The sequence below is a fragment of the Pseudomonas sp. TE24901 genome (genome assembly GCF_054058375.1).
In genome coordinates this window covers 78,696-100,315 of the sequence record NZ_JBSSAF010000015.1, presented here as the reverse complement: position 1 = coordinate 100,315, position 21,620 = coordinate 78,696, and the positions used below count along the sequence as shown (strand labels likewise).

Below are 21,620 nucleotides of genomic sequence, written 5' to 3'. Positions count from 1 at the left end.
TAGGATTCGACAAGCCGGCTCCTACAGGGGAATCAGTCGAATTTGTAGCTGATAGCGGTCTGCACCTGGCCCTGGTTCACTTCGCCGGTCTGGCGCACGATGCTGCTGTCCGCCGCCGAGCCCACCAGGTGGACCCAGCTGGCGCTGGTCAGCAACGACCATTTCGCCGCCAGGGGGAACTCGAAGCTCTGGGTAAACGTCAGGTTCTGGAAGCCGCCGCTGGCGTTGTAGGGCTTGAAGCCCGAAGCGGCGGCTTCGTTGTCATCCACGCCGAAAAACGTGTTGGTCTGGCGGTCGTCGGCGAAATGCGCCATCAGGCCGCTGCTGCCAATGATCCCGCCGCCCAGCGGGTAACCCAGCTCGCCACCGACCTTGCCGAGCACGCCGCCCTGGTCGTGGCCACCGCCCACGGCCCGGCCCAACTGGGCGTAGACCCGCCAGAACTCGGCCGGCGCGTACTGCACGAACCCGCCCACCTCGGCCATGCTTGAGACGTCCCGCAGGCCGGCGAGGGCGCCGTTGGCCGTGCGGCCCGGGATGTAATTGACGTAAGGCCCGGCGCTGAACCCGTTGGTATTCAGGGCGCTCCAGGTCAAGCCATCGTCAGTGCCGAGGCTGACATTGCCCCAGTCCAGGTCGAAGTACGGAATAGGGGTGATCTGATAGCGGCTGCCCGTGGGTTCGCGGGGCTGATAGCTGACGCCTGCGCCCACTTCACCGGTAATGCCCTCAGCCTGGGCGGCGTTTGAAAAGCCCCACAAGCCCAGCAAACCGGCGAATGCAGCACATGTGATCCTGAACATGGTCACGGTTCCTTGATTGATTACGTGCGCATGAACGCGCGAAGGGCCTTCCTGGCGCAAGCACTCATCTTGTTTGTAGCAAGCTACAAAAATTGTAGCTTGGGCGACACATATCACCACCGTTACACGGCAAGCCCCCAGCCCCGCTGGCTTTCGGCCAGTTGGCACGCTCCCTGCTCTACCGGTTGGGCAAGCGCATGCAGCGCGCTCCACCTTCAAGGTAAACGCAGATGATCCACTGGCATATCGTGTGTGACTTCGACGGGACCATTACCCCCACCGATGTCATCGACAACGTCCTCCAACGCTTCGCCGGCCCCGAGTGGGAAACCATCGAGCAGGAATGGCTGGATGGGCATATCGGTTCCCGCGAATGCCTGAGCCGTCAACTGGCGCTGATCAAGGCCACACCTGCCGAACTGCTGGCCTACTTCGACAGCGTCGAGATCGACCCGGACTTCCCGGACTTCGTCGACCACGTCATGGGCCTGGGCGCGACCATCGAAGTGGTCAGCGACGGCATCGAACAAGGCATCGCGCGCATCCTGTCGCGCAACTACGTGACCTTGCTGCCGATCCTCGCCAACCGCCTGCGCCAGGTCGACCAGAACAGCTGGCGCATCGACTTCCCGTACTCCAGCGATGCCTGCCGTGCCGCGTCCGGCAACTGCAAATGCAAATCCACCCCGCGCAACAAGCGCGTGCTGGTGATCGGTGACGGCAAGTCCGACATGTGCGTGGCCTCCACCGCCGATTTCGTCTTCGCCAAAGGCAGCCTGGCTGACTACTGCGAAACCAACAACATCCCTTACGCGCGCTTCGACACCTTTGCCGAAGTGCCCGCGCTGCTGGCCAAGTTGCCTCTGGGCATCGCCGCCAACGCCACCACCTTCACTGCTGCTGACCTCTCTGTTGAAAATCAGGAACTCTTCCACCATGTCTGATATCCGTATCGCTACCGCCGAAGACCAGATTCTTCTGGATAAAGAAGCCAAGTACTGCTCCTACGGCGACACCGTTCACTACATCGAGCCACCGCGTATTTTCAGCCGTTGCGAAGGCTCCTACGTGTGGGACACCGAAGACCAGGCGTACCTCGACCTGCAAATGTGGTACTCGGCCGTTAACTTCGGCTACGCCAACCCGCGCCTGAACAACGCGCTGAAGCAGCAGATCGACACCCTGCCGCAAATCGCCAGCCAGTACCTGCACAAAGGCAAGATCGAGCTGTCGGAAATGATCGCAGTCGACGCCAAGAAGAAGTTCGGCCTCGACGGTCGCGTGCACTTCAACGTCGGCGGTTCGCAGTCTATCGAAGACTCCCTGAAGGTCGTGCGTAACGCCACCAACGGCAAGAGCCTGATGTTCGCCTTCGAAGGCGGCTACCACGGCCGTACCCTCGGCGCCTCGTCGATCACCTCCAGCTACCGCTACCGTCGTCGCTACGGTCACTTCGGCGAGCGTGCGCAGTTCATCCCGTTCCCGTACCACTTCCGCGGCCCTAAAGGCATGACCAAGGAAGAATACGGCAGCCACTGCGTGCAGCAATTCGCCCGTCTGTTCGAGACGGAATACAACGGCGTGTGGGACCCGAAAGTCGGTTCCAGCGAATACGCAGCGTTCTACGTCGAGCCGATCCAAGGCACCGGCGGCTACGTGATTCCGCCGATGAACTTCTACCGCGAACTCAAGCAAGTGCTGGATCAGCACGGCATCCTGATGGTGTCCGACGAAATCCAGATGGGCTTCTACCGTACCGGCAAACTGTGGTCGATCGAACACTTCGACGTACAACCGGATGTGATCGTCTTCGGTAAAGCTCTGACCAACGGCCTGAACCCACTGGGCGGCATCTGGGCCCGTGAAGAGCTGATCAACCCGAAGATCTTCCCACCAGGTTCCACCCACTCCACCTTCGCCTCCAACCCACTGGGGACGGCGGTAGGCCTGGAAATGTTCAAGATGACCAACGAAGTCGACTACGGCGCGATGGTCATGGCCAAGGGCAAATACTTCCTGGAAGGCCTGCAAGACCTGCAGAAACGTTTCCCGATCATCGGCGACGTCGACGGCCTGGGCCTGGCCCTGCGCTGCGAAATCTGCGGCCCGGATGGCTTCACGCCAGACAAGGCGACCCTGGACTACATGGTTGAAGAAGGCATGAAGGGCGACATGGTGGTTGATGGCCAGAAACTCGGCCTGATCCTCGACGTCGGGGGTTACTACAAAAACGTGATCACCCTGGCACCGTCCCTGGAAATCAGCTACCCGGAAATCGACCTGGGCCTGAAGCTCCTGGAGCAACTGCTGGTGCGAGCAACCAAACGGTGAACAGCCTCGAGATCGACCTCGGTGAAGGTGATGCCGGCTTCGTTCTCGGTGAAGGTCCGGTCGGGATCCTGTTGATCCACGGCCTGACCGGCACCCCGACGGAATTGCGCCAGGTCGCCAAAGGCCTGGCCAAGGCGGGTAACTGCACGGTGTACGTGCCGACGCTGGCCGGGCATTGCGGGGGCAACAGCGACCTGCAGGCCACCGGCTGGCTGGACTGGTACGAAGGCGTGCGCAAGACCTTCGCACAGGTCAAGCAACGCCACGCGCAGGTGTTCGTCGGTGGCTTGTCCATGGGCGCGGTAATGTCGATGTACGTGGCCGCCGAACACCCCGGGCAGGTTGCCGGGTTGCTGATGTATTCCACCACCTTGAAGTACGACGGTTGGAGCATTCACAAGCTGGCGTTCCTGACGCCGTTGCTGATGAAGATTCCGTTCGGCGTGCACATCTGCCGCTTCGAAGAGAAGCCGCCGTACGGCATTAAGAACGAGCGCCTGCGGGCGATCGTCGAACGGCAGATGAAGGAAGGGCACAGCAGCGAGGCGGGCTTGTTGACCATGGAAGGCATCACGGTGCGCGAGTTGCACCGCATGAACGCCGTGGTCAAGAAGCGCATGCCCGAGGTCAAGGTACCGGCGCTGGTGCTGCATTCCATCGAGGATGACATCACCAGCCGCTGGAACGCCGATTACGTGGAACGCCACCTCGGCGGCCCCGTGACCAAGATCCTGCTGGACAACTGTTACCACATGATCACCGTCGACCTGCAGTACCGTCGTGTGATCGAGTTGAGTGCCGAGTTTGTCGAGCAGCACACCCATGCCATCGAGGCGCCCGAAGATTATCGACAGCGGGCGTAAGCCTAAGGAACAGACGTGATTACCGCCCAAGCCTTCCCGACCATCCGGGCTATCCAGCGCAGTGCCTGGAATGACTGTTTTCCCGGTGCCCTGGAGGACTGGGACTATTACGTGGCCGTGGAAAACGCCGCGATCGATGATTTTCAGTGGCGTTACCTGGCTGTTTACGATGATGGTGTGCTGGTTGCTGTCGCCGCCGCCTTCATCACTCATTATCGACTCGACACCACGGTGTCGGGTGCCGGCAAGCGCTTGACCGAGCGCCTGGAGCGACTGTGGCCGGGTGTTTTGCAGTTGGGCTTGTATGCCATCGGTTCGCCGGTGGCCGAGCGTTGCGACGCGGGGGTGGCCAGCCACGTCCCGAGCGAACGCCGCCCGCTGCTGCTCAAGCATTTGCTGCAGGCTGCACGCCAGGACGCCGACGAGTTCGGCATCGGCTTGGTGGCGGTCAAGGATGCGCCGACCAAAGACCCCGACTGGGCAGACAGCTGCCGCGCCGCAGGCTTTCAAAGCATGCCGAGCCTGCCCACCGGGCTGTTGCCGCTGCCTTACGGGTCGGTGGACGCCTACCTGGGGTCGCTGGGCAAATCCACCCGCAAGGACCTGCGCCGCAAGTTGCGCGCACCTGGGCCGCGCGTGGAATGGCGGCGCAACATCGACGACGTGTTGCCTGAGGTCATGCGCCTCTACGAAGCGACCCTGACACGCGCCGAATTGCAGTTCGAACGCTTGCCCGCCAGCTACTTCACCGGCGTGCTCGAACGCCTTGATGAGCGCGCGGTCTGTGTACTTTACTGGGTGGATGACAGCCTGGTGGCGTTCAACCTGGTGCTGGTGGATGAGCACCGCTTGATCGACAAGTTCTTCGGGCACGACGTGGCGTTCACCCGTGAGTACAACCTGTACTTCCGCAGCTGGCTGACCAACGTCGACTACTGTATCCAGAACAATATCGCGTTGTACGAGTGCGGGCAGGCCGGGTATGCCAGTAAGCTGCGCCTGGGTTGCGAGTTCCAGGGCAACAGCATGTTCTTCCGCCACCGCAATCGGTTGGTCAATGGGCTGCTCAAAGTAGTGAAAATGTTTTTCCGACCGGATCGTTCCGACCCTGCCATGGCTGCTGCGATAAGCGAAACCTGATGATCACCAAGACCCGCCAGAAAGCCCGCCCCTTTGCCATCTCGCGCTGGAGCGTCCAGCGCAAGCTGGTGCTGGCGTTCTGGCTGGTCAGCGTTATTCCCACCATGATCGCGGCCGAGCTGGCTGCTACCACGTTGTCGCAGATTTTCGACAGCAACGTGCGGATCTGGCTGCAAGAATCGACCAAGATCGTCAAGGACGAGATTGGCGACATCCTTCACGACAACGCGCGCATGGCCAAGCTGTTCTTGCGCTACACCAGCCCGCCCACGTCCAAACAGGCTGCTCGGCATGATCGGCTCACCGCCGACATTGCCGATGCCACGGACATCGACGTGGTGGCGCTGATTCGGGTCAGTGACCACAAGGTGGTGTTCAGCACGGCCGCCGATGACATCGTCAAGCAGATCAACCTGACCAGCAACGCGGTGTTGCAGACGGTGCAAGTGGCCGGCGTCAGTACGGGGTTGGTGGTCTCGACCTTCGAGACCAATCGCGATGGCGAGGATTACCTGCTGCTGGTCGCCACCTACCTGGACAGCAGCTTCCTCACCAGCGTGGCCGATGTGCATTCCCTGGACCTGCGTCTCTACCTGGCCAACCCCTCGGGCTTCTCCGAGATTTTCTCGACCCAGCGTTTCGAAGATCACCCCTCGCGCATCCCCAAGGGGGTTGAAGCGGCGTTGCGCAGCACCAAGCAACCCAGTGAGCAATTCACCAGCAAGTACAGCGGGTTGTACTGGCCGATCTTCAACGATGCCGGCGAACTGCAAGGTGTGATTTTCAGTGGTTTGCTGCGCCACACCAGCTTGGTGGGGCTGGTGAACCAGAGCAATCTGTTCGTGCTGATTTTCCTGCTCAGTTCGGCACTGTCCCTGGCGGCGGGGGTGCTGGTGTCACGGCGCCTGACCAAGCCGTTGCGGGATTTGTCCCAGGGCGTGAATGCGGTGATCTCGGGCAACTATGAACACCGCGTGCTGGTGAGCGGCGGCGATGAGCTGGCGCAGTTGAGCAGCACGTTCAACCACATGACCGAGCGCCTGGGCGAGTTGCATCACCTGGAAGCCCAACTGCGCCGGCGTGACCGCCTGCATGCCTTGGGCGAAGTCGCCATGGGCCTGGCCCATGAGATCCGCAACCCGTTGGGCATCATCAAGACCGCCACGCAACTGCTGCACCGGCGCGCCGATCTGGCGGAAACCGACAAGCGCCATTTGGAATACGTGATCAGCGAGGTCAGCCGTATCAACGACCTGATCACCGAGTTCCTCGATTTCGCCAAGCCCAACCCGCCGTTGCGCACGCTGCAGGCGGCACGCCCGGTGGTGGAAGAGATCCTCGGCTTCTGCGGCCCTGAGCTGTCTACCCATAACATCGATGCACAGATCGATGACCAGGCACCCGGCGCGACGATCTACGCCGATGCCAAGCAGCTCAAGCAGGCCTGCCTGAACCTGATCCTCAACGCCATCGACGCCATGCCTGAAGGCGGGCGCCTGACGCTGGGCATCCGCAGCGACGACGACAACACGATCATCAGCATTGCCGACACCGGCCAAGGGATCCCGGCGGACATGATCGAGCGCATCTTCACACCGTTTGTCACCACCAAGGCCTCGGGCACTGGCCTGGGCCTGGCCAAAGTCTATTCGATCATGGAAAGTCACGACGGCAGCATCGAATGTGCCAGTGAGAAAGATGCCGGCGCCACGTTCAGCCTGTACATTCCGGCTAACGGCGAAGACGACGGGGATGATGAGGAAGGTCATGACGCATAACGTATTGGTGGTCGACGACGAACCCAAGCTGTGTGACTTGTTGTCGTCGGCCCTGAGCCAGAGCGGCATCCAGGTGTTTACCGCAGGCAACGGCCTGCATGCGCTCAAGGTGCTGGAACAGGAAGACATCGACCTGGTGATCAGTGACTGGCGCATGCCGGGCATGGACGGGCCGGCGCTGCTGGCCGAGATCAAGGTGCGCTACCCGCACTTGCCGGTGATTGTGATGACGGCCTACAGCACGGTGAAAAACGCCGTGCAGTCGATGCGTAACGGTGCGTATGACTACATCGCCAAGCCGTTCGATATCGATGAACTGGACATCACCGTGGCCAAGGCCTTGCAGTTTCGCGACATCATGCGCGACAACGCCCGCCTGCGCGCCGAGCTGGATGAACATGCCCAGTTCGACAGCCTGGTGGGTGACAGCCCCGCGTTTCGCAAAGTGTTGCAGGCGGTGGATTCGGTACGCGACAGCACCGCCACCATCCTGCTGACCGGCGAAAGCGGAACCGGCAAGGAAATGGTCGCCCGCGCCATTCATAAGCACGGCAGCCGCGCCGACAAACCCTTTGTCGCGGTCAACTGCGCCGCGATCCCGGAAGGCCTGCTGGAAAGCGAAATGTTCGGCCACCGCAAAGGCGCGTTCACCGGCGCCGTGGCGGACCGGGTAGGGCGCTTCATGCAGGCTGACAAAGGCACACTGTTTCTCGACGAAGTGGGCGACATGCCCCTGGCGTTGCAGGCCAAGATCCTGCGCGCGCTGCAAGAGCGGGTGATCGAACCGGTGGGCGACCCGCGTGAGCGCAAGGTCGATGTGCGGGTGATCGCCGCCACCAACAAGAATTTGCTGGACGCGGTCGCCAATAAAGAGTTTCGCGAAGATCTGTATTACCGCCTCAACGTGTTCCCGATCCCGCTGCCTGCCCTGCGTGAGCGGGTGGAAGACATCGCGCCCCTGGCCCGCCACTTCGCCCAGACCCTGAGCGCCACGGCCGGCAAGCGCATCACCGGTTTCAGTGCCGAGGCGTTGCAAGCGATGGCGGCCTACAGCTGGCCGGGCAATATCCGTGAGCTGCAGAACTGTGTGGAACGGGCGACCATTGTGGCGGCATCGCCGGTGATCGAGGACATTGACCTGCCGGGTTATCTGTTCGCTTCCAAACCGAGCGAAGGCGGGGTGGCAACGATCCTCAGTGACGGCCCGGGGATTCCCCAGGACCTCGACGCGGCGCTGGCTGAGGTGGAAAAGGCTTACATCCTGGCGGCCCTGCAGGAGAGCAACGGAGTGCAGGCGGCTGCCGCGGCGAAGATCGGGATATCGGAGCGAAGCTTCTGGTATCGCCTGAAGAAGCTGGGCATCCAGGTCGACAAAATAGTCCGCTGACACCCTGAGGTCCAAATGTGGGAGCGGGCTTGCTCGCGAAAGCGGTGTGTCAGTCAAATAGGTTCCAACTGAACCTCCGCATTCGCGAGCAAGCCCGTTCCCACAGTTTTGATTACATTGGGTCAGGCGTGGACGCGTACCCACACGTTGACCAGCACGGTCGCGGCCATCAACCATGCTACTGCTGCGACGGCCAAAGACGCCTCCAGCCGCATCCGGTCGACCATCACATACAGCGTCGCCAAATACACAAAGTACGGAATGATCGACCACATCCCGAACAGGATCGTGGTCTTCAGGTCGTCCACCGAACGGCCCTTGCCGACGATGTAATGGGCGATCAGCGCGAAGGTCGGGAACAGCGGCACCAGGCCTGCGATGTAGTAGTTCTTGGTCTTGGCCAGCGCGGCCAGGATCAGCACGACCGCTGCGCCCAGGGCAGCCTTGAGTAACAGATCCATCAGTGGCTCAACCCGTATTTCTTGACCTTGTCGAACAGCGTGGTCTTGGCCATCCCCAGTTCCAGGCTGGCTTGGGTCAGGTTGCCGCCACTGCGTTGCAGTGCATCGTTGAGCAGGTTGCGTTCGAACGCCTCCACCGCTTCGGTAAACGCCAAGCCGTGGTTGCCACTGCCGGTGCCGCTTTTCTTGAAGGCGGGCAGGCCCAGGGCGAAGCGTTCGGCGACGTTGCGCAGCTCACGTACGTTGCCCGGCCAGTCGTGGCTCATCAGGCTCGACAGGGTCTGGTTGTCCAGTTCCGGCGCGGTGCGGTCGAAGCGCAGGGACGACTGCTGCAGAAAGTGCTCGAACAGTTGCAGGATGTCTTCGCGGCGCTCGCGCAGAGGCGGCAGTTCCAGGGTGACCACGTTGAGGCGGTAGTACAGGTCGCTGCGGAACTGGTTGGCGCGGCTCAGCTCATCGAGGTCGGACTTGGTGGCGGCGATCACCCGGCAATCCACCGCAACGCTCTGGTTCGACCCCAGGCGTTCGAGGGTGCGCTCCTGCAAGACCCGCAGCAGTTTGATCTGCAGGTTGATCGGCATGCTTTCCACTTCATCGAGGAACAGCGTGCCCTCGTGGGCGTGCTCGATCTTGCCGATGCGACGCTTGCCGGCGCCGGTGAAGGCGTTGGCCTCGTGGCCGAAGATCTCGCTTTCAAACAGGTTTTCCGGCAAACCGCCGCAGTTCAGTGCCACGAACTGGTGAGTGTGGCGTCGGCTGAAATCATGCAGGCACCGCGCAACCAATTCCTTGCCGGTACCGGTCTCACCTTCGATCAGCACGTTGGCCGAGGTGTCGGCGACGTTGGCGATCAGTTCGCGCAGGTTCTGCATGGCGGGCGAGCGCCCGATGATGCGACCTTCCAGGGAGTCGCGTTCGGCCAGTTGGCGGCGCAGCGACCAGACTTCCCGGGCCAGGCCACGTTGCTCCAGGGCACGGCGGACCACATCCACCAGACGCTCGGGGGAAAAGGGTTTTTCCATGAAGTCGTAGGCGCCGTTGCGCATGGCGCCGACGGCCATGGAAATGTCGCCGTGCCCGGTGATCAACACCACCGGCAGGCTTTTATCCAGGGCCTTGAGGCGCGTCAGCAGTTCCAGGCCGTCGATGCCCGGTAGGCGGATGTCGCTGATGACGATGCCGGCAAAGTTTTCGCCGATGCGCTTGAGCGCTTCCTCGGCGCTGCCCACTCCCACGCTGGGAATATCTTCCAGCGCCAGGGCTTGCTGGCAGCCGAGCAGCACATGGGGGTCGTCTTCGACGATCAGGACGGTGAGGTCTTTAGGATCTGTTTTCATGTCGACTCAGCTTTTTGAGTGCCCGCCAACGGCAGGCACAAGACAAAGGCAGTACCACCACTGGCCGGGTGTTCCACGGCAAGGTTGCCGCCGGTGGCCGCCGCGAGGCTGGCGGAAAGGGTCAGGCCCAGCCCCAGGCCTTGCTCGCCGGGCTTGGTGGTGAAGAACGGTTCGAACAAATGCTTGCGCGCCTCGGGGTCGATGCCGTGGCCGTTGTCGCGCACCTGCAGGCGATATTTGCCGTCGCTGCTGCTGCCTTCGAGCCACAACTGCGGCGTCGGTTGTGCCTGCATGGCGTCCAGGGCGTTGCCGATCAGGTTGACCAGGATCTGCTCCAGGCGCGTCTGGTCGATTTGCAGTTGGGCGTTGGCGAAGTCGCGGTGCAGGGTCAGCGGCAAGCTGTCCAGGCGCGCACCAAGCACCTGGAAGGCAGCCTCCACGGCCTTGGCGAGGCTGGCTTCGCCCTGGTCATCACCGCGCCGGGCAAAGGAGCGCAGGCTGGCGGTGATGCGGCCCATGCGGTCGATCAGTTCGTTGATGGTCTTGAGGTTGGCGCTGGCGGTGTCCAAGGCGCCACGCTCGAGGAAGCGCACAGTGTTGCCAGACAAAGTGCGCAGCGCGGCCAGTGGCTGGTTCAGTTCGTGGGCGATGCTGGTGGACATCTGACCGATGGCAGCCAGTTTGCCAGCCTGTACCAGCTCATCCTGGGCGCGGCGCAGGGTCTCTTCGGCCTGGCGCCGTTCGCGGATCTGGCCCTTGAGTCGTTCGTTGCTGGCGCGCAGGTCGGCGGTGCGTTCGGCAATCCGACGTTCCAGCTGGCTGTTAGCTTCCTGCAAGGCTTCCCGCGCGGCGAGGCGGGTGGCGATGACTTTGCGCCGCTCGTTCCAGGCAATCAGCAGGAATGCGACCAGGCCAAAGGCCACGGCCACCAGGATGCCCTGGTTGATGGCGGCCCGGCGCAGGTCATTGAGCGGGGTGAGCAGGGTGAAATTCCACGGTGTGTCATTGAGCGGGCGAGTTTGTGCCAGGTAGCTGACTTCGTGCTCGTCGTTGACCACTTCACTGTTGGCCGGGAAGGTCAGTTTTTCGGTGCCTTCGTTCAGGCGCTCGCGGGCCAGGGGCTCAAGCTCGTTCAGTGTCGCCCAGTAATATTGCAGGCTGTGGGCCAGGCGTTCCTTGGTGTCGTCGCTCAGCGGGCGCACAGCCTTGAGGCGGCGGGCCGGGTCGCTGGACAGAATGATGATGCCGTTCTCGTCGCTCACGAAGGCTTCGAGGCGCGCGCGCTGCCAGCGTTCTTCAAGGGCTTCGAGGCGCACCTTGACCACGGCGACGCCGATGATCTTGCCGTGCTCTTCCAGGCCATGGGCCAGGTAGTAGCCGGGTTCGCCGTTGGTGCTGCCGATGCCGTAGAAACGGCCGGGTTGGCCGCGCACGGCATTCTGGAAATAGGCGCGAAAGGACAGGTCTTCACCTTGGTAACTGTCGGCATCGCGCCAGTTACTGGTGGCCAGCACACGGCCGGTGGTGTCCATCACGTAGATGGCCCGACTGCGACTACGTCGATTCAGGCCTTCGAGGTAATCGTTGACGGTCTTGCGGGTTTCCTGATTCGGGTCGGCCAGCAGCGTCGACACGCTGGATTCCAGTTCCAGCAGGCTGGGCAGGTAGGTGTATTTGCTCAGTTCGCTTTCGACGGTACGGGCGTGCAGCTCCAGCTGGCGTTCGCCGTTGTCGCTGAGGGTGCGGATGCCATAGTACTCACTGACCCAGAAGCCGATATAACCCAAGCCGATCATCAGGGCGATGATCAACGGCGGCAGGAACAGTTGGCGAATCAGACGAGGCTTCACGGCAAGTGATGGCGGCGCGGCGCGATAGGGGTTGGGGTCGCATTTCATCACAGATGCCTTGGGTCAACCAGAGCTTACCGGCCTGCGCGGGCCCTGTGGGAGCGGGCTTGCTCGCGAAGGCGGTGTGTCAGTCAAAGATGCAGTGGCTGATGTACCGCTTTCGCGAGCAAGCCCGCTCCCACAATTGGCCCGGCTTTTACAGTGGAAGCTTTGTAGGGCTTAGTGCTGCAGGATTTTCTCGAGGAAGTGCTGCGCGCGTTCGGAACGGGCGCTGATGTCGCCGAAGAACTCTTCTTTCGGGCAGTCCTCGATGATCTTGCCGGCGTCCATGAAGATCACGCGGTCGGCCACTTTACGGGCGAAGCCCATTTCGTGGGTCACGCACATCATGGTCATGCCTTCGTGGGCCAGCTGCACCATCACGTCGAGCACTTCGTTCACCATCTCCGGGTCCAGCGCCGAGGTCGGTTCGTCGAACAGCATGACGATCGGGTCCATGGCCAGGGCGCGGGCGATCGCCACACGTTGTTGCTGGCCGCCGGACAGCTGGCCCGGGTGCTTGTGGGCATGGGCCGACAGGCCGACGCGGTCGAGCAGTTGCAGGCCTTTCTTGGTGGCCTCTTCCTTGCTGCGACCCAGCACCTTGATCTGCGCGATGGTCAGGTTTTCGGTGATGGTCAGGTGCGGGAACAGCTCGAAGTGCTGGAACACCATGCCCACGCGCGAACGCAGTTTCGGCAAGTCTGTCTTCGGATCGGCGATGGAGGTGCCGTCGACCACGATGTCGCCCTTCTGGAACGGTTCCAGCGCGTTGACGCACTTGATCAGGGTGGACTTACCCGAGCCCGACGGCCCGCACACCACGATCACTTCGCCTTTTTTAACCTCGGTGCTGCAATCGGTCAGCACCTGGAAGTCGCCATACCACTTGTTGATGTTCTTGATAGAGATCATACGGCAAACCTTTTTTGCAGACGCTTGACCAGCAGCGAGGCGGAAAAGCTGATGATGAAGTAGACGACACCGGCGAAGATCAGGAACTCGTTGGAGCGGCCGATGATGTCGCCGTTGGAGCGGGCGGAGTTGAGGAAGTCCACCAGGCCCACGGTGTAGACCAGCGAGGTGTCCTGGAACAGGATGATCGACTGTTGCAGCAGCAACGGGGTCATCTTGCGGAACGCCTGGGGCAGGATGATCAGGCGCATGGTCTGGCCATAGGTCATGCCCATGGCCTGTGCCGCCGCCATCTGACCTTTAGGGATCGACTGCACGCCGGCCCGTACGATTTCACAGAAGTACGCGGCTTCGAACATCATGAAGGCCACGACGCAGGAGGTGAACGCGCCGATCGGGGTGTCTTCGCCGGTGATCCAGCGCAGCACGAACGGCACCGCCAGGTAGAACCAGGTGATCACCAGCAGCAGCGGGATCGAGCGGAAGTAGTTCACGTAGGCGCCGGCCACGCGGGACAGCAGTTTGCTGGACGACAGGCGCATCAGCGCCAGGACCGTACCAAGGGCAATACCGCCGACCACGCCCATGACCATCAACTGCAAGGTCATGACCATGCCGTTCCACAGGCCCGGGATGGCGGGGATGATGCCGCTGAAATCGAAGTCCATTATTTACCCCCCACGGAGATCAGGCCGGGCACGGCGACTTTCTTCTCGACCAGGCGCATGAGCAGCATCAGGCTCATGTTCAGGGTGAAGTAGATCAGCGTGGCCAGGGTGAAGGCTTCAAACAGGTTGGCCGAGAACTCGGCGGTCTGCTTGGTCTGCGCCAGCAATTCCATCAGGCCGATCAAGGACGCCACGGAGGAGTTCTTGAAGACGTTGAGGAACTCCGAGGTGAGCGGCGGAATGATGATCCGGTAGGCCTGGGGCAGCAGCACGTTCCAGTAGATCTGCGGCAGCTTGAAGCCCATGGCCCGCGCGGCGGATTCCTGGCCCCGTGGCAGCGCCTGGATACCGGTGCGCACTTGCTCACAGACGCGAGCGGCGGTGAACAGGCCCAGGCACACGACAACGCTCAGGTAGGCCGAGGTGGTCGGGTTCAGGTCTTGTTTGTACCAGTCCTGCAGGTTCTGCGGCAGCATGTCCGGTACCAGGAAGTACCAGATGAACAGCTGAACCAGCAGCGGCACGTTACGAAACAGTTCCACGTAGCAGGTCGCGATGCCCGATACGATGCGGTTTGGCACGGTGCGCATGACGCCCAGAATGGACCCCAGCAGCAAGGCGATAATCCATGCCACGACAGCGATGGCGATGGTCCAGCCCAGGCCGGCGATGTACCAGTCGAGATAAGTCTCGCTGCCAACGCCGGTGGACTTGAAGAACACGCCCCAGTCCCAGTTGTAATTCATTAGGGTCTCCCCTCGAGATCGATCGATGTACAAGCACCCGCTTGGGGAAGATCCTTTCCCGCCTGACGGTGAACGCCAGGCACACGCGATCGGCTCGAAAACCGCCAGGTCGAGTGTTCCACATTAAAGCCAGCAGGTAGTAACAGACGCCTGAGGGAGGGTTGGCTCCCTCAGGAGATAAGCTTAGTCAGGTATCAGATTTTTACGTCAGGCGCTGGCTTGTCGCTTGGGTTGGCGATCAGCTCCTTCACCTTGTCGCTCATCGGGAAGTTCAGGTTCAGGCCTTTTGGTGGGATCGGGCTCTCGAACCACTTGCTGTAGATCTTGTTGATCTCGCCGGATTTGTACAGGGCGACGATGGCGTCATCGACAGCTTTCTTGAATGCTGGGTCGTCTTTACGCACCATGCACGCGTAGGCTTCGAAGGACTGCGGAGTACCGGTGATGACCCAGTCGTCCGGCTTCTTGGCCTTGGCTTCTTCACCGGCCAGCAGGGCGTCGTCCATCATGAAGGCAACGGCACGGCCGCTTTCCAGCATGTTGAAGGATTCACCGTGGTCTTTGGCGGAGATGACGTTCATGCCCATTTGCTTGTCAGCGTTCATCGCCTTGATGATGCGCTCGGACGTGGTGCCCGCGGTGGTCACGACGTTCTTGCCTTTCAGGTCGGCAAAGTCAGCGTAGGACGGCTTGCCATCAGCGTCTTTCTTGACCAGCAGACGGGTGCCGATTTCGAAGATGTTGACGGTGAAATCAACTTGCTGGGCGCGTTCGGCGTTGTTGGTGGTGGAACCACACTCAACGTCCGCAGTGCCGTTCTGGATCAACGGGATGCGGGTCTGCGAGGTCACCAGGTTGTATTTAACCTTGAGGTCGGGCTTGTTCAGGTCTTTTTTCAGTTGTTCAACGATGGCCAACTGAATGTCGTGGGAGTAGCCCACGGGTTTGCCCGAACCATCCGCGATGTAGGAAAACGGAATGGAGCTGTCGCGGTGCGCGAGGGTGATGGTGCCGGAGTCGTTGATTTTCTTCAGTGTGCCGGTGAGTTCGGCGGCGAAAACTGGAGTGCTGATCAGAGCAGCAGCGATAGCTGCGCCCAGGATATGGGGAACGATGCGCATCAATACTTCCTCGACATTTGTTTTTTTTATGAAGCCGGCTAAACGGCTCTCTTGTACAGCGAATGCCCATGACGGCTCCTGAGGCGTCTCAGGCAATCGTCAGGGAGTGTAGAGCATGAGTCGTGCCATACCCGAAACAAACAGTTAACTATCTGATTTATATATAGATTAACTTTGTGTGACGAAGGATTTTAAAGCGCGGGGTCCGGCAAACCGAATAGGGGGGAGGGCGGCGTTCGGAAAACCGAATGGTGCGCAGGGTGTCTCAGGCGTGGCTTTTGTGTGGGAGCTGGCTTGCCTGCGATACAGGTACCTCGGTTGTCTGAAGAGACCGAGGTGATGCCATCGCTGGCAAGCCAGCTCCTACAGGGGCGGGTTAGAAGGTGTAGTCGGCGGAAACGACGGCTGCGCGGCCATCGCCTGGCACAGCCCAGCCGTTGTTGCGGATGCGCGTCAGGTAGTCCTTGTCGAACAGGTTATTGACGTTCAACTGCAGGTTCAGCTGCTTGTTGACCTTATAGCCGAGCATCGCGCGCTGCACCGCATAGCCGGGCGCCGTCGGTGCCCCGGCGGCGCTGACCAGGTACTGCTTGGATTGCGCGGTGATGCCGTAGCCCACCTGGAAGTCGTAGGGCAGGTCGTACACCGTCCACAGGCTGGCTGCGTGTTTGGGCGTGAAGGGCAGAGGCTCGCCTTTCTGCGTGTCGAAGCCGGTGTTGGCCAGGGTAAAGTCGCTGGCGCTGCGCAGGACGCGGGTGTCGAGGTAGGTGTAGTTGGCGAAGACCTTCCAGCGATCGGTGATCGCGCCGCTCAGGCCCAGTGCCACGCCGTCTGCGCGCGCCTTGCCGTCGAGGGACTGCGTACCGCTCAGGTTGGTGGGGTCGGGGTCGGCCACTTTGTAGTTGGTGCGGTCGTTGCGGAAGATCGCGCCGGTGACCGACAAGGCATTGTCGAGGAAGTCCCACTTGGTGCCGATTTCATAGCTGACGGCGGTTTCCGGGGCGACGTTGCAGTTGTTGGTGGCGATGCTGGAGCTTTTGGCCGGGGTGAAGCAGCCACCGTTCACGCTCGCTTGGGACGGGGTCTTACTGTTGCCGTAGGCGACATAGAAGCTGCCGTTCTCCACTGGCTTGTAGACCAGCGCCAGGCGGTAGGAGGTCAGGTCGTCGGCTTGGCCGTAGCGCTGGCCCGGGGTTTCCACGCCCGAGGTCGAGTAGGCGTTGGTCACCGAACTGCCGGCGTTGTGCTCGTAGCGCAGGCCGCCGTTGATTTCCCACTGCGGGTTCAGCTTGAGCGTGTCGAAGGCGTAGGCCGCACGGTTGTTCAGCGCGCCGTCGACGTGGGCCGCGCGGGTGAAGTTGACCGGGCCAGCCCAGTAGGAGTTCGGGTCGCTGAAGCTGACCGGCGGCGGCACGATCGCGGTGCCGTTGCTGTCGGTCAGCCATTTGCCGGTATCCGCCTCGTATTCCTCACGGCTGATGGCGATGCCGGTCACCAGGGTGTGGTCGATGAAGCCGGTGCTGAAGCGGCTGGTGACGTCGGTCTGGTTGGTGAACATCTTGTTCTGGGTATTGCGCTCGTTACCCAGCGAGCCGCCGCTTGGCTGGAAGAAACCCGGGTTCAAACCCGCAGCGCACGGGGCGCCAGTGATCTGGGTGCCGCTGGCCAGGCAACCGGCCTGCGCGCCTTCTGGACCGGAGGCGCGCAAATCTTGGCGCACGCGCTCGACGCGGGTGAAGTTGCGCACCGACACGGCGTCATTGAAATCGTGTTCGAGCTTCAGGCTGAACGCGTCCGAGGTGATCTGCTGGTCGTTGATGTTGTGGTAGCCGTAGAAGTCGCTCCAACCCACGCCCGGCATGGGTTTACCGTTGTAGATGGGGATGCCGTATTGCGGGGTGTTGTTGTCTTTCTGGTGCTCGTAACTGACGGTGACGCGCGTCGGCGTGCCCAGGCCGAACGCAATGGAAGGCGCAATGCCCCAGCGTTCGTAATCTTCATAATCGCGCCCCGGCACGTCGTTACCATGGGCCATGAGGTTGAGCCGGAACGCGGTGGTGTCGTTGAGCATCTGGTTGGTATCAAGCGTGGTGCGCTTGTAATTGTCGGTGCCAATGCCAGCACTGATGGTGGTTTTGTCACGCAACTCCGGGGTCTTGCTCACCAGGTTGATGGTGCCGCCGACCGCGCCCGAGCCTGAATACACCGAGCTTGCGCCGCTGACGACTTCCACCTGCTCCAGGTTGAACGGGTCGGTGCGGCTGTATTGCGCACTGTCGCGCACGCCGTCCACGTAGATGTCGCCGCTGGCAGAAAAACCGCGCAGGTTGATGCTGTCGCCATAGCCGCTGCCGCCTTCGCCGGCGCCGAAGGTGATGCCCGGCACGGTGCTGAGCACATCGCGCAGGGTCAGCAGGTTCTGGTCATGAATGACTTCCTTGGGGACGACCGTGATGGTCTGCGGCGTATCGCGCAGCGCTTCGGTGTACTTGGGGGATGAAGGCGCCACAGGGTTGTAGGCGCTCTGGCTCGGGGCCTGGCCCTCAATGCTCGTCGCGCCCAGCTGAATGACGCCTGTGTCATCGGTTGCGGTCTCCGCCGCGTAACTGAATCCTCCTTGCGCAGCCACTGCCAAACCCACAGCCGACGCGAGCAAATGCCGCGATGAGAGGGGGGCAGAACTGATCCCGGTAGCCATTGAATAGTCTCTTGTTGGTAGAAGTGAGAGGCGATCGTAATTGATAGCAGATCTCAAATGTAATACTTTGTAACGAAATGATTCATGAAATTTCAGTCAGTTTTATCAGCCTGTGAGAAGCGCCAATGCAGAGTGGGCAGTCAGAAATTGCGGACAACCCGCGTGCGTATGTGCGCTGGGTCATGCATGCCGCGCAGCTGGGGGACGTGGATGCGCAGGCAACCCTGGCCCAGTTGTTGCTCGATGGCCGTGGCGTGCAGAAAGACCCGACATTGGCGCTGAGCTGGTTTCGAATCGCTGCCCGCCAACGTCACCCGATGGCGATCAACATGGTCGGACGTTGCCTGGAGAACGGCTGGGGTTGCGCGATCGACCTGGCCGATGCGGCGCAGCATTACCGGCAGGCCGCCGACTTGGGGCTGGATTGGGGGCTCTACAACTACGGCCAATTGCTGAGCCGTGGTCGTGGCGTGGAGCAAGACCTGGCGGCCGCATACGAACAGTTCCGCCTGGCCGCCGCCAAGGGGCACGCCAAGTCGATGAACCTGCTGGGGCGCTTTCACCATGAAGGTGTTGTGGTGCCCAAGGATGTGCCACTGGCGCGGCAGTGGTACCTGCGCGCCGCCGAGGCCGGGGATTTTCGCGGCCAATACAACCATGCTGCAGAGCTGGCCCAGGCGGGCGATGAAGAGCAGGCGTGCGTATGGCTCGAGCGCGCCATGAACACGGCGACCCCGGGCTTCCTAGAAGCGGCTTACCCTGTTTTGCTCGCGTCGACCTCCAGCGCCATCCGTGAGATGGGGCTGCGTTACCAACAACAATCAGACACCCAATAAAAAGCCCCCGGACCTTTCGGCACGGGGGCTTTGTCTGGCTGCGGTGATCAGGCTGCCTGGATCTTGCCGCGATTCTGCTCAACCTGTGACAGATAGCGCTGCACGTTCTCCTGCTCGTCCGGCGTGGTGAACAGACCGAGCTTGGTGCGGCGCCACAGCACATCGTGAGCCTGGGTGGCCCATTCTTCGGCGCACAGGTAGTCGACTTCACGGGTGTACAGGCCGCCACCCAGGTGATCGCCCAAATCGGCCAACGATTGCACACCTTCCAGCAGGCGCCAGGTGCGGCTGCCGTAGGTGGTGGACCAGCGGCGGGCGATCTCGCTCGGCACCCAGTCGAACTTGCTGCGAATGGCGTCGGCCAATGCCTCTGGCGTGGTCATGTTCTCGCCGCCGGGCAGACTGGCTTTGGCGGTCCAGCTCGGACGCATCTGCGTGAAGTAGGGGGCCAGTTGCGCCATCGCCGACTCGGCGAGTTTGCGATAGGTGGTCAGCTTGCCGCCGAACACCGACAGGATCGGTGCTTCACCCGTGCCGCCAGACAGCGCCAGGGTGTAGTCGCGGGTGATGGCCGACGGGTTGTCCGATTCGTCGTTGCACAGCGGGCGCACGCCGGAGTAGGTGTGCACGATGTCGTCACGGCTCAGCTGTTTCTTGAAGTGCGCGTTGACCACCTTGAGCATGTAGTCGGTTTCACCTTCGGTAATCGCGACTTTCGCCGGGTCGCCGGTGTATTCGCGGTCGGTGGTGCCGATGATGGTCAGGTGGTTGAGGTACGGAATGGTGAAAACGATGCGTTGGTCTTCGTTCTGCAGGATGTGCGCGTGAGCGCCTTCGTACAGCTTCGGTACGATCAGGTGGCTGCCCTGGATCAAACGGATGCCGTAAGGCGAGTCCAGCTTCAAGTCGTCCTTGATGAACTTGGCGACCCATGGGCCGGCAGCGTTCACCAGCGCACGGGCGCGGATCGAGAACAGGCTGCCGTCGGCGCGCTCCATGTTCATTTCCCACAGGCCTTTGCTGCGGTGAGCGCTCACGCAGCGGGTCTGAGTGTGGATGTGCGCGCCTTTTTCACGGGCGGCCATGGCGTTCAACACGACGAGTCGCGCGTCATCGACCCAGCAATCGGAGTATTCGAAGCCTTTGGTGATTTCGCTTTTGAGCGGGCTGTCCGCGCCGAACTTGAGGCTCTTGGAACCCGCGAGTTTTTCGCGTTTGCCGAGATGGTCGTACAGGAACAGGCCGGCGCGGATCATCCACGCCGGGCGAAGGTGCGGGCGGTGTGGCAGCACGAAACGCATCTGCTTGACAATGTGCGGCGCCTTGGCCAGCAGCACTTCACGTTCGGCCAGGGCTTCGCGCACCAGGCGGAATTCGTAATGTTCGAGGTAGCGCAAGCCGCCGTGGATCAGCTTGCTGCTGGCCGACGAGGTGTGGCTGGCCAAGTCGTCCTTTTCGCAAAGGAATACCGACAACCCGCGACCGGCTGCGTCTGCTGCAATGCCGACGCCATTGATCCCGCCACCGATAACGGCAACGTCATAGACTTCGGCAAGCGGTGGAGCAGGCAAGGTGGAAGGGTTCATCGGCTGGCCTCGCGATCTTTTTCGTCTTGGAATTCGAACATTAATGTTCATTTGCGAAAATGGTAGCTGATAAACGCGCGCGCAGCCACCTGCCTTCGATTGAAAAAACTCATCGAAAGACCGAGAAAGGAAAATTTGTGAACAAAAAGTGAGGGTGATGTGGGGTCAGGCAGGCCGCCATCGCGGGCAAGCCCGGCTCCCACATTGAAATGCGATTACCTGTGGGAGCCGGGCTTGCCCGCGATGGCGTCAGAACAGGCGCTAGACGACTTCCAGCCGAACCTTGTGCTGATTCAACAGCTGCACCAGCGCCGGCACTGGCTGCTGATCGGTCACCAGACAATCCACCAGACTGATCGGCCCCAGGCGAATCATGGCATTGCGCCCGAATTTGCTGGAGTCCGCCGCCAGGATCACCTGGCGTGCATTGGCGATGATCGCTTGGGAAACGCGCACTTCCTGATAATCGAAGTCCAGCAGGCTGCCGTCCTCATCGATGCCGCTGATGCCCACCAGCGCAAAGTCGACCTTGAACTGGTTGATGAAGTCCACACTGGCCTGGCCCACCACACCGCCGTCACGGCGCACGTTACCGCCGGTCAGCAGCACATCGAAGTCATCCTTGGCACTGAGCATGGTGGCGACGTTGAGGTTGTTGGTGATGATTTTCAGGTGACTATGGTTCAGCAGCGCACGAGCGATGGATTCGGTAGTGGTGCCGATATTGATGAACAGCGAGGCGTGATCGGGGATCTGGGCGGCGATGGCTTCGCCGATGCGTTGTTTCTCGTCGCGCATCTGGTCGGCACGCATGGCGTACGCGGTGTTCTCGACGCTGGAGTCATAGGCCGCGCCGCCGTGGTAGCGGCGCAGCAGATTGGCGTCCGCCAGCTGGTTGATATCGCGGCGGATGGTTTGCGGGGTGACAACGAACAGCTGCGCCATTTCTTCGATGCTGACGTAACCGCGTTCGCGGACCAGCTCGAGGATTTGTTGTTGGCGGGGAGGCAGATTCATGGGGCGTCCTTTGGGCTGCCATACAAAAGTGGCCCATGATGACG

18 protein-coding genes are annotated in these 21,620 nt (G+C 61.4%); 7 read left to right on the top strand and 11 right to left on the bottom strand.

Annotation, left to right across the window (positions count from 1 at the left end; all coding sequences use genetic code 11):
* Positions 1–32: 32 nt before the first annotated feature.
* Positions 33–803, bottom strand: a complete 771-nt coding sequence (locus ACVWVP_RS25775) for a MipA/OmpV family protein (protein WP_178922027.1) — start codon at positions 801–803, stop codon at positions 33–35.
* Positions 804–1,033: 230 nt separating this feature from the next.
* On the opposite strand from ACVWVP_RS25775, the gene ACVWVP_RS25770 reads away from it, so the two are divergent.
* From ACVWVP_RS25770 to ACVWVP_RS25745, 6 genes are read left to right on the top strand one after another with little or no spacing between them, the layout of a single operon-like run.
* Positions 1,034–1,747: an MtnX-like HAD-IB family phosphatase gene (locus ACVWVP_RS25770; RefSeq protein WP_178922030.1), complete on the top strand. Its 714-nt coding sequence runs from the start codon at positions 1,034–1,036 to the stop codon at positions 1,745–1,747.
* Positions 1,740–3,134, top strand: coding sequence for an aspartate aminotransferase family protein (locus ACVWVP_RS25765; RefSeq protein ID WP_176994878.1), 1,395 nt, complete (start codon positions 1,740–1,742; stop codon positions 3,132–3,134). The genes ACVWVP_RS25770 and ACVWVP_RS25765 overlap by 8 nt, the downstream gene beginning before the upstream one ends.
* Positions 3,131–3,997, top strand: coding sequence for an alpha/beta hydrolase (locus ACVWVP_RS25760; protein ID WP_178922032.1), 867 nt, complete (start codon positions 3,131–3,133; stop codon positions 3,995–3,997). Before ACVWVP_RS25765 ends, ACVWVP_RS25760 begins: the two co-directional genes overlap by 4 nt.
* A gap of 15 nt (positions 3,998–4,012) precedes the next feature.
* Complete coding sequence (locus ACVWVP_RS25755; RefSeq protein WP_259171860.1) at positions 4,013–5,137, top strand: GNAT family N-acetyltransferase; 1,125 nt, start codon at positions 4,013–4,015, stop codon at positions 5,135–5,137.
* A complete protein-coding gene (locus tag ACVWVP_RS25750; protein WP_457408746.1) occupies positions 5,137–6,915 on the top strand; it encodes an ATP-binding protein in 1,779 nt (592 codons plus the stop codon). Before ACVWVP_RS25755 ends, ACVWVP_RS25750 begins: the two co-directional genes overlap by 1 nt.
* Positions 6,905–8,302 carry a sigma-54-dependent transcriptional regulator gene (locus ACVWVP_RS25745; protein ID WP_176994874.1) on the top strand — a complete coding sequence of 466 codons (1,398 nt, stop codon included), beginning with the start codon at positions 6,905–6,907 and terminating at the stop codon, positions 8,300–8,302. The genes ACVWVP_RS25750 and ACVWVP_RS25745 overlap by 11 nt, the downstream gene beginning before the upstream one ends.
* 122 nt (positions 8,303–8,424) lie before the next feature.
* On the opposite strand, the gene ACVWVP_RS25740 is transcribed toward ACVWVP_RS25745, so the two are convergent.
* From ACVWVP_RS25740 to ACVWVP_RS25705, 8 genes are all read right to left on the bottom strand, one after another.
* Positions 8,425–8,763 (bottom strand): GlpM family protein, encoded by a 339-nt coding sequence (locus ACVWVP_RS25740; protein WP_457408744.1) that lies wholly within the window; start codon positions 8,761–8,763, stop codon positions 8,425–8,427.
* The gene (gene aauR, locus ACVWVP_RS25735) at positions 8,763–10,100 is read right to left on the bottom strand and encodes a two-component response regulator AauR (protein WP_178922040.1); all 1,338 of its coding nucleotides are present in this window, start codon (positions 10,098–10,100) and stop codon (positions 8,763–8,765) included. Before aauR ends, ACVWVP_RS25740 begins: the two co-directional genes overlap by 1 nt.
* Positions 10,097–11,998 (bottom strand): two-component sensor histidine kinase AauS, encoded by a 1,902-nt coding sequence (aauS, locus tag ACVWVP_RS25730; RefSeq protein ID WP_259171858.1) that lies wholly within the window; start codon positions 11,996–11,998, stop codon positions 10,097–10,099. Before aauS ends, aauR begins: the two co-directional genes overlap by 4 nt.
* Positions 11,999–12,169: 171 nt before the next feature.
* Positions 12,170–12,904 (bottom strand): amino acid ABC transporter ATP-binding protein, encoded by a 735-nt coding sequence (locus ACVWVP_RS25725; RefSeq protein WP_016970736.1) that lies wholly within the window; start codon positions 12,902–12,904, stop codon positions 12,170–12,172.
* Positions 12,901–13,572: an amino acid ABC transporter permease gene (locus ACVWVP_RS25720; RefSeq protein WP_010212763.1), complete on the bottom strand. Its 672-nt coding sequence runs from the start codon at positions 13,570–13,572 to the stop codon at positions 12,901–12,903. Before ACVWVP_RS25720 ends, ACVWVP_RS25725 begins: the two co-directional genes overlap by 4 nt.
* The gene (locus ACVWVP_RS25715) at positions 13,572–14,318 is read right to left on the bottom strand and encodes an amino acid ABC transporter permease (protein WP_010212762.1); all 747 of its coding nucleotides are present in this window, start codon (positions 14,316–14,318) and stop codon (positions 13,572–13,574) included. Before ACVWVP_RS25715 ends, ACVWVP_RS25720 begins: the two co-directional genes overlap by 1 nt.
* Before the next feature lie 194 nt (positions 14,319–14,512).
* Positions 14,513–15,439, bottom strand: a complete 927-nt coding sequence (locus tag ACVWVP_RS25710; protein ID WP_178922044.1) for a glutamate/aspartate ABC transporter substrate-binding protein — start codon at positions 15,437–15,439, stop codon at positions 14,513–14,515.
* Between the two features lie 376 nt (positions 15,440–15,815).
* A complete protein-coding gene (locus tag ACVWVP_RS25705) occupies positions 15,816–18,068 on the bottom strand; it encodes a TonB-dependent receptor (protein ID WP_457408740.1) in 2,253 nt (750 codons plus the stop codon).
* Between the two features lie 194 nt (positions 18,069–18,262).
* Between ACVWVP_RS25705 and ACVWVP_RS25700 the strand changes: the two genes are divergently transcribed.
* A complete protein-coding gene (locus ACVWVP_RS25700) occupies positions 18,263–18,973 on the top strand; it encodes a tetratricopeptide repeat protein (protein ID WP_457408737.1) in 711 nt (236 codons plus the stop codon).
* Positions 18,974–19,020: 47 nt separating this feature from the next.
* On the opposite strand, the gene glpD is transcribed toward ACVWVP_RS25700, so the two are convergent.
* A complete protein-coding gene (gene glpD / locus ACVWVP_RS25695) occupies positions 19,021–20,559 on the bottom strand; it encodes a glycerol-3-phosphate dehydrogenase (RefSeq protein ID WP_457408734.1) in 1,539 nt (512 codons plus the stop codon).
* 261 nt (positions 20,560–20,820) lie between these two features.
* Positions 20,821–21,576 carry a DeoR/GlpR family transcriptional regulator gene (locus tag ACVWVP_RS25690; RefSeq protein WP_176994865.1) on the bottom strand — a complete coding sequence of 252 codons (756 nt, stop codon included), beginning with the start codon at positions 21,574–21,576 and terminating at the stop codon, positions 20,821–20,823.
* Positions 21,577–21,620: the final 44 nt, after the last annotated feature.